The following is a 12,451-nucleotide window of genomic DNA, read 5'->3' on the forward strand; positions in this document are numbered from 1 at the left end:
TCGGATTAACTATATTTAATAGCTGGTATATTTATTTCATCATGGGTGATCATAGTTACTATAGCTCAGAAAAACACCCCAATAAATTTACAGGGTAAAATCCAAGGTGTTGCATACGGCTTATCAGGTTTGGTTTTGATGCTTGTATATATCTTATTTTTTGTGATTGATTATATACACCCATTACCTAGTAATAGATGGTTTTATATGTTAACAGTACTTGCGCTATGTACTTTGTGGCCAGTGATTAAGGGTTTAAAAATTTTAGATAAGAGTTGATTAGCATTGATATTTTTTTAATCTAAGCCATCTAAATATTTTTCAGCATCTAAGGCAGCCATACAGCCGGTACCTGCAGATGTTACTGCTTGTTTGTAAACATGGTCTGCTACATCACCTGCAGCATATACGCCTTCAATATTAGTTTTTGTAGCATCGCCTGTTAGTCCTGATTTTACCTTAATATAGCCGTTCTCCATCTCAAGTTGGCCATCAAAAATATTTGTGTTTGGCGTATGGCCAATAGCAATAAACACACCAGCTACTTCTAGAGAACTTTGTTTATTAGTTTTTAGGTTTTTTATTTTAAGTGAATCTACGCCCATATCTGTACCACAAACTTCCTCTAGAGTTGTATCCCAAAGTAGTTTGATATTACCATTTTCAGCTTTTTCCATTAGTTTATCAATAAGTATTTTTTCAGATCTAAGAGTATCTCTACGATGGATTAGTGTGACAGATTTAGCGATATTTGATAAAAATAATGCTTCTTCAACAGCAGTATTGCCGCCTCCAACTACTGCGACATCTTGATTTTTATAGAAAAAACCATCGCATGTGGCACAAGCAGATACACCTTTTCCCATAAATTTTTCCTCTGATTCTAAGCCTAAGTATTTGGCAGTAGCTCCAGTAGAGATAATTAAAGCATCACAGCTATATTCTTCAAGTTCTCCAATTAGTTTGAAGGGTTTGTTTTTTAGATCTACAGAATTGATAGTGTCATATGCTATTTGTGTATCAAATCTCTCAGCTTGTTTTTGTAGCTTTTCCATTAACTCTGGGCCCATAATACCATCAGGTTCGCCTGGCCAGTTGTCGACATCGGTAGTAGTTGTAAGTTGACCACCTGGTTGCATTCCTGTAATAATTATAGGATTTAAGTTTGCACGAGCTGCATATATTGCTGCAGAGTATCCAGCAGGGCCTGAGCCTAAAATAATTAGTTTATGATGAGTTGTCATTGTAAAAAATTTAAATAGATAATAGGCGAGATTATAGCATAGTGATAGATTAAGTTAAATTTCAAAAGCAAGCTTTAAATGTTTGGAATTATTTTTACAATATATCGTTTTATATAAATTTTTTGAGGGCATAAAAACTATCTATATAAGCAAAACTGTCTAAAGATTTAAGATCAATATCATTATGATAGCCATAACTAACCATTATAGTCTTTACGTTAGCATTTGTTGCACATATGAAATCATTAATAGAGTCACCAACCATTAAGCTTTCATTAGGCTTGGCAGTTAACTGTTTCATAGCATAAATTAGAGGCTCTGAATTTGGTTTGTAATATGGTGTAGTATCTCCACCAACTATTATTTCAAAATAATCAATAAGGCCTAAATGAGTTAGAGACTGTATAGCATCATTTTTGTGTTTGTTTGTTACTATAGCCATTTTAATACCTCTTTTTTTTAAAAAATTTAGTATTTCAAAGACATATGGATATACGGAGCTATTTATGCTCTTTAGAGATTTGTAAGTTTGGGTAACTATTTCAACTCCTTTATCAGCTATAGATTCAATATATTTTTTATTGGTGAAATCTAGAGCTAGTACCTTTCTAACTGTAGTAGGATACCCCTTGCCAATAATATTAGCTAAAACAATCTCTGATATTGGTTCTAACTTAAAATATTTACGCATAGCATTTATTGATACAGTTAGGTCGCTGATAGTATTAACCAAGGTACCATCTAAATCAAAAAATATATTTTTAACCATTGTTTATAGTTATAAAAAATTAATACGCTAATTATAGCGAAGATGAGAGTACTAACAAAGTGTAGAACTTTTATTTTATAAAGATGAGAAGCTTTTTGTTAAAAATTCACTAAGAATTCTAACTCTATGAGGTTGAAACTGTTTGGTTGGATATAAAAGGCTAACCATATTTTCAATTTTGTCGTTTGGATTAAGGATAACTTTATATTTTGGAAGTATACGAACAAGTCTTCCTGAGTCTAAATCTTGTTTAGCATCCCAATATGATTTTTCAATTATGCCATAACTATTTAGGCACATTTTACGGATAATATACCCATTGTTAACTATGTATGAAGGATTTAGTTTAATTTCATGTTTTGTATAGTTATCTTTTACTAGGTACCATTTCTTAATAGTTGCAGAATTTATTTTTAAAGTAATAAACTGACATTTTTCTAAAATATTTATATCGTTAACATCTGTAATATTTATTTTTTTTAAATATTCTGGACTAGCACATAGCATCCTATAGTTTTTTGCTAGGTGTTTGGCAATAAAGTTACTGTCAGGTAAATTTCCATATCTGACAGCTATATCAAAAGGAAACTGATTATATGAAACTACATCATCAGTTATAAAAATATCATACTCAATATTAGGATTTTTTTCTTTAAATTTATCAAGGATTGGCAAAATTATCTGTTGGCCAAGGTCAAAAGGAATCGTAATTTTAATACTTCCTTCAGCTGAACTTTCATCGTTTTGAATTTCTTCTTGTAGGTTATCTAGCTGTTCTAATAATTTGATAGCGTTCTTATATAATTTTTCACCAGCGTTTGTAGGTTGTATTTTTCTTGTAGTTCTAGCTAATAGCTTAGTTTGATAATGCTCTTCTAAGGCATTAATTTTGTTACTAATACTGGCAGGGGAAAGATAAAATTCTCGGCCAGCGGCAGATAAACTTCCATAGTTGATAGTAGCAACAAATAATCGTAGTTCATATAACATTTTCATCTTTTAGTTTTTCTAAAAAGTTATTTAATTATTTTATATATTATCATTAAAAAAATTAAAAGTATAATGTACTTAAATTTATGGAATCTACAGGAACAAAGAAATGAAAAAAGGAATAATACCATTAATGTTAGGTGGCCTTACTATAGGTATGACAGAATTTGTGATGATGGGCATTTTGCCTCAAGTGGCTAATTACTTTAATATTAGCATTCCTCAAGCGGGTCATTTGATAAGTATATATGCAATAGGTGTAATAGCAGGAGCACCACTATTGATATTTTTTTCATCAAAATATAGCCCTAAAACTTTGCTAATAGCTATAAGTATAATGCTAGCATTGTTTAATGGCTTATCGATATTTGCTACTAATTATGAGTTTTTGATGCTTACAAGGTTTCTATCTGGTTTACCTCATGGAGCATTTTTTGGCGTGGGATCAATTGTTGCAATGAGAATTGCTGATCCAGGTAAAGAGTCTCAAGCTATAGCTTTAATGTTTGCAGGGCTAACAATTACTAATTTAATAGGTGTTCCAGTAGCTACTTCTATAGCATATATAGTAGGGTGGCAAGTAGCGTTTGTAATGGTTGGTTTAGCAGGGCTTTTGACTGTAATTACGGTATTGATATTTATCCCACATTTAGATTCTCAAGAAGAGAGTGAAGCTGATGATACTAATCAAAGTAGTATGTCAGTATTAATGAGAGCTGATAGTTGGTTAGCTTTAGGTGTTGTATCATTAGGTTTTGCAGGATTGTTTGCATGGTATAGTTACATTGCACCATTAGTAACCAATGTTACACATCTTTCTGAGAGTAGCGTTCCGTATATATTATTTTTAGCAGGCTTAGGAATGTTTTTTGGTAACTTATATGGTGGTAAATTAACTGATAAAGTAGGCTCTACAAATGCAACCTTAGTTACTTTATTCGGTTTGGTTGTAGCTTTAATACTTATGTATATATTTGCTCAATATAAGATATTATCAATAGTTTTAAGTTTTAGTATCGGCTTCTTCTCATTTGCTTTAGTACCAGCAGTTCAGACTCTACTTATTAATGTATTTAAAGGAGCTGAAATGCTAGGGTCTATACTTAGTATTGCAGGGTTTAATATTGCTAATGCAATAGGTGCTTTTGCTGGAGGTTTGCCAATGACCTATGGATTATCATATTCTAGTAGTATTATTTCAGGAGCAATAATATCAGCACTTGGAATAGTGTTAGTATTCACTTTAAAATATAGACTGCAAAGTAATAAAAATCTAATAGCTTAAATTTGATTTAATCTTGGAGATTTCTTTAATTTGACTAATCTTAATTTCTAATGCTGAGACTGGAAATATTGTTGATGAGTTATCACGTAGGATTTTGTCAGAAGCTGAGCAGTGAATATTTGTTACTTTAGTAGTATCTAAAATCTCTTTTACATTCCCTGAATTGATTCCACCACCAGGCATTATTTGGATTTGGTTCCCAAATTTTTGTTGCATGAATTTTATAGTTTGTAATCCTTGAATTACGTTTGCAGCCATTCCTGATGTTAAAATTCTATCAAATCCAAGTTTAATTACCTCTTCTGTACTTATGTGTATATCGCTTGTTAAATCAATAGCTCTATGAAAAGAGAGTTCTTTATTGGCTTGTTTTGTGATTTTAATAAAGGGTTCTAGAAATTCTTTATCAATTTTATTTTTTTTGTTAAAGCACCAATTACAATCCCATCTATATCTAATTTAAGCATTGATTTTAAATCATTAAGCATAATTTGCTGGTCTGTTTCATCATAGTAAAAATCACCAGCACGATGGCGAATCATTGCTTGCAGTGAACCATCGAAATTAGTTTTGGCAAATTTAACTAAACTAGGAGATGGAGTTAGGCCTTCTACTCCTAAAGCAGAGCAGAGCTCAAGTCTATCTGCCCCTGACTGTTGGGCGTTTATAATAGATTGATAGTTATCAACGCATATTTCGAGTTTAACCATATTGTGAATAGAATAAATCTTTATAATAATATAGTTAATCTGATAATATTGTGCTAAAGACGTGAGTAATAGCATCAGATAAATTATCAAAAGAATTATTTACTTTTCTTAAAATTCTTTTAAAATTGGCCCAAATTTTTTCTATAGGATTTAAATCAGGAGAATAAGCAGGAAGGTATAGTATCTGTATATCAAACTTCTCTGCTATTTTAGCCAATTTAGGAGACTTATGAAAACTAGCATTATCCATAACAACAGTAGTCTTTGGAATTAACTCAGGACATAAATGCTCTTCAAACCACTGATTAAAAATTTGAGTATCTGTATATCCAGTATACTCTAGCGGTGCTATAATCTTCTTTTCTAAATAGTTATAACCAGCAACTATACTTTTTCTCTGAGTTTGATAAGCAATAACTTCACCATAGCTAGGTTTACCAACAAGAGACCATCCTCTTAGTACAGACTGTTTATTATCCATACCCATTTCATCTAAATATACAAGTTTGTTAGGTTCAATAGTCTCAACAACCTCTATAAAACTTTGCCTATCTTGTTCTTTTCTTTGCTTATATTTAGGTGTCTTTTTTTAAAACTAAAACCAAGTCTGGTAAGACAATCATAAAATGTGCTTCTAGGTATTTCAGGAGCTAATGCTTCTCTAATATCTAAAGCCATTGCATCTGGATATGTTCTTAAGTAGCTTTCTATCGCTTCCTTATCTGTAAAGGTTGCTACTCTACCGCAACCCAAGCCTTGCTTAGATTTATAATCACCAGTTGTCTCGTATAAGTTTATCCAAGATCTAGTAGTACGGATATCTATATTAAAAAAATTACTTAGCTCTTTGTCTGTTAGGCCTTCTTTATATTTAGTTATTACGATATCTCTGAAATCTTGGCTATATGATGACATTTTTTCTAAATATTATAACATTATTGTCAAATAACTATCGGATTAACTATATTATATATTGTTATTTTATATTAAAGATTCTAGATTTTAAAATATCACCATGAAACTTATTACTGATAGAACAATTATTAAAATATTAAGTATCAAAGATGCTAAATTACTGTTGGATTATTATATTAACAATAAAGAGCACCTTGATCCTTGGGAGCCAGTTCGAGACGATGATTTTTACACCTTAGAACATTTTATTAAGATAATTCAGCAAAATCAGAATTATTACAATAATAAGACAGCTTTGAAATTTGTAGCATTAAATAAAGAAAGAAGTGAAATAATAGGAGTTTGTAACTTTACTAATATTTTATACGGAGTATTTCAAGCCTGCAATTTAGGGTATTCTATAGCAGAAAAATATCAAGGGAAAGGTCTAATGTTAGAAATATTAGAAAGAGCAATTTTATATGTATTTGAAGAATTAAAACTTCATAGGATTATGGCTAATTATATTCCATCAAATATACGTAGTGAAAAGTTGTTGATGAAATTGGGTTTTGAGAAAGAGGGTTATGCACGCTCATACCTTAAAATATCTGGAAAATGGCAAGACCATATTCTTACTGCAAAACTAAATCCTAAGCAGCATAATACTTAACAGATAAAATAAAGGAAAAGTGTATGAATCAATTATTTATAGTTTATTTAGGCGGTAGTGCACCAAAAGCAAATATTGAGTTACACGATATACAGTTTGTAGTTGGAGATACTATTGAAGATACTTATCAGCAACTTAGACAAAATTGGTTTGGTACAGTCAAGGGCTTGCATCTTGATAGCTATAAAGCTCTAAAGGGTGCAGATGGATATAAGATATCACTAGAAGATAAACCTCAAAACTCTGGTAAAAAGCTATATTTTGTAAATCTTGGTGGCTATGATGAGTCTAAGCTCAATGAGCTACACGAGTTTGCATTATTTGTAGCTAGTGATAAAAATGAAGCTAAAGAAAAGGCAAAAAATAGTTTACTAACAAAATCTATACATCAGCATAAAGATAATCTTATGGAGGTTGATAATTGTCTTGAGATTAGTTCAGTAGATGGTAAATATATTCATCTAACTCCAAGTGGTGAAGAGTATGATTTAAAACCTGATTGGTTTGGATATAAGGTGATTGGGTGATTAAAGTTACAGATAATATTTCTCTTGAAAGATTATTGATTAGTGATTCTAGAAAGATATTAGAATTAGTTAATGAGAATAGGGAAGCACTCTATTACTTAGATTGGGTTGATGATGTTATATGTATAAATTCTGCAGAAAGATATATATCTAAGAGAATACATAAAATAGCAGAAAATTCTGAATGTTATAAGATTATATTGAACAATCAAATTGTTGGAATATTTAATATCAAATATATTTGTTATCATAAATCTGAAGCTGAAATTGGTTATTGGTTGGCTAAATCAGCCCAAGGTTTTGGGATTGTATCTAAAGCAATAATTTCAATCAAAGAATATTTAAGGGATAAAAATATTAAAACAATAAAAATCTGTTGCCTTGATAAAAATGTAGTAGGTATTAATGTAATAAAAAGGGCAGGAGGAATAGTAATTGATACTATAAAGGATTATAGATCTATAGAAAATGAAAGTTTTAACTTAAATATCTTTAATGTGGAAACTTGAAAGTTATTATAATATCAATTGGGCTTATTTTTTGATTTAGATCGTAAATTTGATTTATGGCACAGTACATACTCGTGCATAAATTATATTCACTTAACTCCAAGTGGTGAAGAATATGATTTGTGATGTGTTTTAAAAAGAAGACCTATTAGAGAGCTTGTAAATAAAAAATGCTAAAAATATTTTGAATTAGTTAAAAAATAAAGAATATATAAAGGTAGTTGTAAATATGGTTATTAGAAATATAGATGATAAGGATATTGATAGCATTCTTGAATTAAATGAAAAATCAGTAAGTGTGCTAAGTCCAATGAATATGAATAAATTACTTAGATTAATTAAAATATCAGCAGTATCTATTGTTATCGAGAGTCAAAATAAAATAGCGGGATTTTTACTAGCTTTTATAGATAATGTTGAATATGAAAGTATAAACTATAAATGGTTTAATGATAATTATAACAAATTCTTATATATAGATAGAGTTGTCGTTTCTGATGAATTCAGAGGCATGGGAGTTGCATCAAAATTATATAAATATGTTTTAAGTTGGGCTATTGAAAATTCATTAGAGAGTATTTTTGCAGAAATTGATATAAAACCCCCTAATGAGCCATCATTATCATTCCATGACAAATTTGGGTTTAAGCAGATTCGACTACTGAAACATAATCAAGATAAAATAGTTGCTTTACAAGAGTTAAAGTTAGTTTAAATTATACTATCAACTCAGCTTGCTTCTTAAAAGGCTTATCCATATCATCAGTCCAGACCCAGTAATAAACAGGCTCACTACCTTTAAAGCTTGCCACAAAGTAGTTGTCATTATTATCAATAGCGTGAATAGTTAGCTCATCTAAATATCCAGTTTTTAGATGGCGTAAATCTTTAGCGGCTTCAAGTACTGCTTCTTTTACAGACATTCCCATTTTTATATATAAAACCACAGAGCGAGCCGTACCACAACGAATTGCCATCTCGCCAGTATGAGTACAAGCACAAGCACCATAACGAGAGTCAGCATACGAGCCAGCTCCGATTATCGGACTATCTCCTAGCCTACCAGGGTAGCGCCAACCCCAACCAGAAGTACTAGTAGCTGATGATACTGTATTGTTAGTATCTTTTGAGAGATAAACTGTAGTGTCAAATATCTTTTCAGGGTCAACAGCAAATTTACTTAGTTCAATAAGAGGGATATTTGGAAAATCTTTTTCTTGCTCAATAGTTAGATGTTTATCTAGATGGTCTTGCCAAACTTTTTTTATCTCAGGTAGAAGATTGTCTATTTTTGTAGCATTTATCTCATTTGCAAATCTATCAGCTCCATCACCAACTAGTATCTCGTGATGTAATTTTTGCATAACCTCGTAAGCCACTTCTACAGCATTAGCATAGCCTTTTAATGCTCCAATCGAGCCTGTGCGTAGATCATCGCCATCCATTACAGAGGCATCGAGTGTCACATTACCTAAAATATCAGGCCAAGAGCCTCTACCTACTGTTTTGATAGTCGTATCATTTTCTACAAGTTTGATTCCCTCTATAATAGCTCTTAAACCATTTTCTTTATTTTTGAGTCGTTTAAAAGCTTCTGGTACGCCACCACGACCTTCATCATTCGCAATTAGAATCATTTTTATACCCTAAGTTTAGTAAGTTTCTTTAATATTGGAGTTAATGTAAGCAATATAAGAGCCATAATAATTGCTGCAATAAAAAGCTTAAAGTATCCCGAAGCAAAACTACTAGCGGGTGTGTTTTTTGTAACAGCAATCTTTGAACTAATAACTCCACCAAAAAAGCCTGCATAAGCACTGATTGTCCACCATACACCCATCATTGTAGATTTTAGATGTTCTGGAGCAAGTCGAGTAACTAGCGCTAAACCAACAGGTGAGATACACAACTCACCAAATACCAGTATTAGATAGCAGAGTAATAACCATATTACATTAGCATGTCCAGCATGTGCAGCTATTGATCCTGCTATACTCAAGAATAAAAAGCATAGTGCCAAAAATACTAAACTAAAAACAAACTTAAGCTCATCTGAGGGCTCTTTTTTATATTGACTTAATTTTTGCCATAAAACACCAAAGAAAGGGTTTATGATTACCAGTAATGTTAGTTGTGTTGCCATGAGTGTAGTCACTGGCATATCAAAACCTAAAATATGTAGATCAATATTGCTCTTTATAAATAAAGGTATGCTAATAGAAGTTTGGTTACTTAGTGACCAATAGAACAACATAAATATTGAAAGTATTAATAAAATCGCGATATTAGTTTTTTGAGATTTTTCAAGAGACTTCCACAGAGAGATTAAATAGACTAATAGAACTATTCCAGATAGTGAGATTATTACCATTGATTCTGTTGGATGAGCTATTAAATAAGCAAAAACACATGCAGATATTATTACAAACAAAATTATGGCATACCAAACATTTATTCCTAAGAATAGATTCTTTTTCATAATCTCAAAATTAGGTTCATCACAGCTTTTAGGTAAATGCTTTTTACCCAGTTCAAAAGATATTAATCCCAGAGCCATGCCAAAAGCAGCTAAACTAAAGCCATAATGCCAGCCAATTTTCTCACCAACAAAACCAACAACAAAGGTTGCGATTACAGACCCAAGATTAACTATATATAGGATCAAGATCGTTGATAATCCATAGAAACTAAAGCGTTCCCACATTTCTGCGAAAAATAGAAATTTGAGTCCTTTGGGGTGTGTTAGAGATTTCATTTTATGATTTAAAATAAAAAAACGGTAAAATTCATTCTATCCAAACTTTTTTTATAAGTCATTATCAATTTAGCATTTGAGGTTTATAAATCTATTACTGATGAGTTGTTGGATTTAAAATAGAGATTTATATTGCTCCTAGACTAACATTCTTTATAGATTATAGTTGCTATTTTATAAACTGTTATATAGAATATTCTTTCTAATTAAAATTAAGCCTAATAATTAAGAGAGAAAATATGCCATATAAAGGTTCATGTCTTTGTGGTTCTGTACAGTTTAAAGTAGACGGTGATTTTGACAATTTTTTTCTATGTCATTGTAACCATTGTCGTAAAGACACAGGTTCTGTCCATGGTGCTAATTTGTTTTCTTCAAGTGCGAAGCTAAACTGGAATTCTGGCAAGGAGTTAGTTAATACTTATAAAATACCATCAAGTAATCATATGAAAAGTTTTTGCAGTTCTTGTGGTTCAGCACTACCTTTTGAACAACCAGAATTTAATTTGACAGTTGTCCCAGCTGGAAGCTTAGATGATAAAATAACTATACAGCCAACAGCACATATTTTTTTAGCATCACAAGCAGAGTGGGAAGATTCATTAAAAAATGCTCCTAAGTTCGATAATTTACCAGTTGCATAAGCTAATAAAATACTAAATAAGTTATAAAAACTCTTTCTGATTATTCATTAATTTTTCCAAACCAACATAAGCTACATTAAATAGTACAGGCCCTAAAAATATACCTATAAAACCAAATGCTTGTATTCCACCCATGATACCAAGCAATGATGCAGCAAAACTAAGCTTAACCTCCTTGTTGATGATTTTTGGTTGCATAAAATTATCAGTAAATATATTTAAAGTTACCCCAATAGCTAGTATGGTTATTGCTTTGCTTGTACCAAATAATACAAATACACTAAACCCTATAGCAAGATATACTACAGTTACTAAAAAAGGAATCATAGAAGCAATAGCTGATATGAATGCAAATAAGACAGGGCTTGATAAGCCAACTATAGCATAGGTTACTCCCATTATTATACCTACGAGAAAGGCAGTTGAAAGTATTGCTAAACTAACTCTGCGTGTTGTCTTTATAGCTGTAGCAATAAAATTATCCCTATCATTAAATTCATTAAGTACTACTTTCTTAAAAAAGTTTTCAAGAGTTGTGCTACTTACTAAGAATTGATATAAAAGTAAAAGAGCGATCAAAAAATTTGTTATAAGGCTGATTGAGGTTGAACCTACATATCTGATAGTTGGAGCAAGTTCACCAAGGTTGGCAATAATTTTTTGTTTATCTTTTTGGATAGCTATTATGAAATCATTTAAGCGTTCTTGAAGCTGACTGCCAATATATGGAATTTTACTTAAATAATCACCTAATTGATTAAAAGGTTGGACTAATGAATCAGAATTTTGTACATACATGATTATCTCATGAATCGCATATGTTATTATTAAAAACAGTGGAATAAATACACAAAGCAATATGGTTACAGCTATAAGAAAGCTGCTTTTATGTTTGCCTATATATTTCTCAAGTTTTTGTTGAATAGGTATAAGTATGATCGCAAGTAACCCAGCAAAAAGTATAGCATAGACAAAGGGGTATAACACCCACACGACTAATAAGCTAATTATACAAATTATAATTAATTTCTTTATATTTGAATAAGACATATTTATTTTATTGAATAATTACCTTTCTTTAATATAAAGAATATCAGGATAAAAAACTTTAATAAACTGTAATAATTATTTTGTTGAGGATATAAATTATTTAGATTTATGATTGTTCTTTATTTTAAATATTCCTGCAATGATTTCATTATGAATCTTTATTTGATGAATTAATTTATATTGTTTAAGTATTGTTATATCTATTTTTTAAAATGCTTTACTATAATTTATTATAAGTTTTTTTGTTGAGATGGGTAATATAAGTGTAGATATATGTTAATTATCCAGAATCCAGAAAGTCCAACAGAAACTTTTGAGCTATTATCATGTTCTATATATATTTTAGTGCAGTGATTCTCGATAAACCCTAGTAACCATCATCTCGCTTATTTTTTCAATGG

13 protein-coding genes and 2 pseudogenes are annotated in these 12,451 nt (G+C 30.8%); 7 read left to right on the plus strand and 8 right to left on the minus strand.

All coding sequences use genetic code 11. The features are described 5' to 3' along the window. Positions 1–12: 12 nt before the first annotated feature. Positions 13–279: pseudogene (locus ACR0PV_RS02860) on the plus strand (MFS transporter); the annotation flags it as partial. Positions 280–296: 17 nt separating this feature from the next. On the opposite strand, the gene trxB reads toward ACR0PV_RS02860, so the two are convergent. The 3 genes from trxB to ACR0PV_RS02875 all read right to left on the minus strand — a co-directional run bounded on the left by trxB (position 297) and on the right by ACR0PV_RS02875 (position 3,009). Beyond that, positions 297–1,244: a thioredoxin-disulfide reductase gene (trxB, locus tag ACR0PV_RS02865; RefSeq protein WP_488173501.1), complete on the minus strand. Its 948-nt coding sequence runs from the start codon at positions 1,242–1,244 to the stop codon at positions 297–299. Between the two features lie 109 nt (positions 1,245–1,353). Continuing rightward, a complete protein-coding gene (locus ACR0PV_RS02870; protein ID WP_488173502.1) occupies positions 1,354–2,013 on the minus strand; it encodes an HAD-IA family hydrolase in 660 nt (219 codons plus the stop codon). Positions 2,014–2,088: 75 nt separating this feature from the next. Continuing rightward, entirely contained in the window at positions 2,089–3,009 is a 921-nt protein-coding gene (locus tag ACR0PV_RS02875; protein ID WP_488173503.1) for a LysR family transcriptional regulator, read from the minus strand. A 103-nt stretch (positions 3,010–3,112) separates the two neighbouring features. On the opposite strand from ACR0PV_RS02875, the gene ACR0PV_RS02880 reads away from it, so the two are divergent. Further along, complete coding sequence (locus ACR0PV_RS02880) at positions 3,113–4,288, plus strand: MFS transporter (RefSeq protein ID WP_488173504.1); 1,176 nt, start codon at positions 3,113–3,115, stop codon at positions 4,286–4,288. Here ACR0PV_RS02880 and ACR0PV_RS02885 read toward each other — a convergent pair. Further along, positions 4,277–4,998 (minus strand): annotated as a pseudogene (locus ACR0PV_RS02885) (copper homeostasis protein CutC). The gene ACR0PV_RS02880 and the pseudogene ACR0PV_RS02885 overlap by 12 nt on opposite strands. A 34-nt stretch (positions 4,999–5,032) precedes the next feature. Beyond that, a protein-coding gene (locus ACR0PV_RS02890; protein ID WP_488172194.1) for an IS630 family transposase occupies positions 5,033–5,913 on the minus strand; the annotation gives its coding sequence in 2 pieces (ribosomal slippage) (positions 5,033–5,589 and positions 5,589–5,913; 882 coding nt in all). Between the two features lie 100 nt (positions 5,914–6,013). On the opposite strand from ACR0PV_RS02890, the gene rimJ reads away from it, so the two are divergent. The 4 genes from rimJ (at position 6,014) to ACR0PV_RS02910 (ending at position 8,316) form a co-directional block, all read left to right on the plus strand. Further along, on the plus strand, positions 6,014–6,565 hold the full coding sequence (gene rimJ / locus ACR0PV_RS02895) for a ribosomal protein S5-alanine N-acetyltransferase (RefSeq protein WP_488173505.1): 552 nt from the start codon (positions 6,014–6,016) through the stop codon (positions 6,563–6,565). Positions 6,566–6,588: 23 nt separating this feature from the next. Further along, positions 6,589–7,092: a DUF1543 domain-containing protein gene (locus ACR0PV_RS02900; RefSeq protein WP_488173506.1), complete on the plus strand. Its 504-nt coding sequence runs from the start codon at positions 6,589–6,591 to the stop codon at positions 7,090–7,092. Next, the gene (locus ACR0PV_RS02905) at positions 7,089–7,601 is read left to right on the plus strand and encodes a GNAT family N-acetyltransferase (RefSeq protein ID WP_488173507.1); all 513 of its coding nucleotides are present in this window, start codon (positions 7,089–7,091) and stop codon (positions 7,599–7,601) included. Before ACR0PV_RS02900 ends, ACR0PV_RS02905 begins: the two co-directional genes overlap by 4 nt. Positions 7,602–7,830: 229 nt before the next feature. Then, the gene (locus ACR0PV_RS02910) at positions 7,831–8,316 is read left to right on the plus strand and encodes a GNAT family N-acetyltransferase (RefSeq protein ID WP_488173508.1); all 486 of its coding nucleotides are present in this window, start codon (positions 7,831–7,833) and stop codon (positions 8,314–8,316) included. A 1-nt stretch (position 8,317) separates the two neighbouring features. On the opposite strand, the gene ACR0PV_RS02915 is transcribed toward ACR0PV_RS02910, so the two are convergent. After that, entirely contained in the window at positions 8,318–9,238 is a 921-nt protein-coding gene (locus ACR0PV_RS02915; RefSeq protein WP_488173509.1) for a glycosylasparaginase, read from the minus strand. Between the two features lie 2 nt (positions 9,239–9,240). Further along, a complete protein-coding gene (locus ACR0PV_RS02920; RefSeq protein ID WP_488173510.1) occupies positions 9,241–10,356 on the minus strand; it encodes an oligopeptide:H+ symporter in 1,116 nt (371 codons plus the stop codon). A 239-nt stretch (positions 10,357–10,595) separates the two neighbouring features. Here ACR0PV_RS02920 and ACR0PV_RS02925 point away from each other — a divergent pair, with 239 nt between their 5' ends. Then, a complete protein-coding gene (locus ACR0PV_RS02925) occupies positions 10,596–11,000 on the plus strand; it encodes a GFA family protein (protein WP_488173511.1) in 405 nt (134 codons plus the stop codon). A 21-nt stretch (positions 11,001–11,021) separates the two neighbouring features. Here the strand turns inward: ACR0PV_RS02925 and ACR0PV_RS02930 are convergent, their stop codons facing one another. Further along, positions 11,022–12,050, minus strand: a complete 1,029-nt coding sequence (locus tag ACR0PV_RS02930; RefSeq protein ID WP_488173512.1) for an AI-2E family transporter — start codon at positions 12,048–12,050, stop codon at positions 11,022–11,024. Positions 12,051–12,451: the final 401 nt, after the last annotated feature.

Source organism: Francisella sp. AG1 (assembly GCF_057683165.1).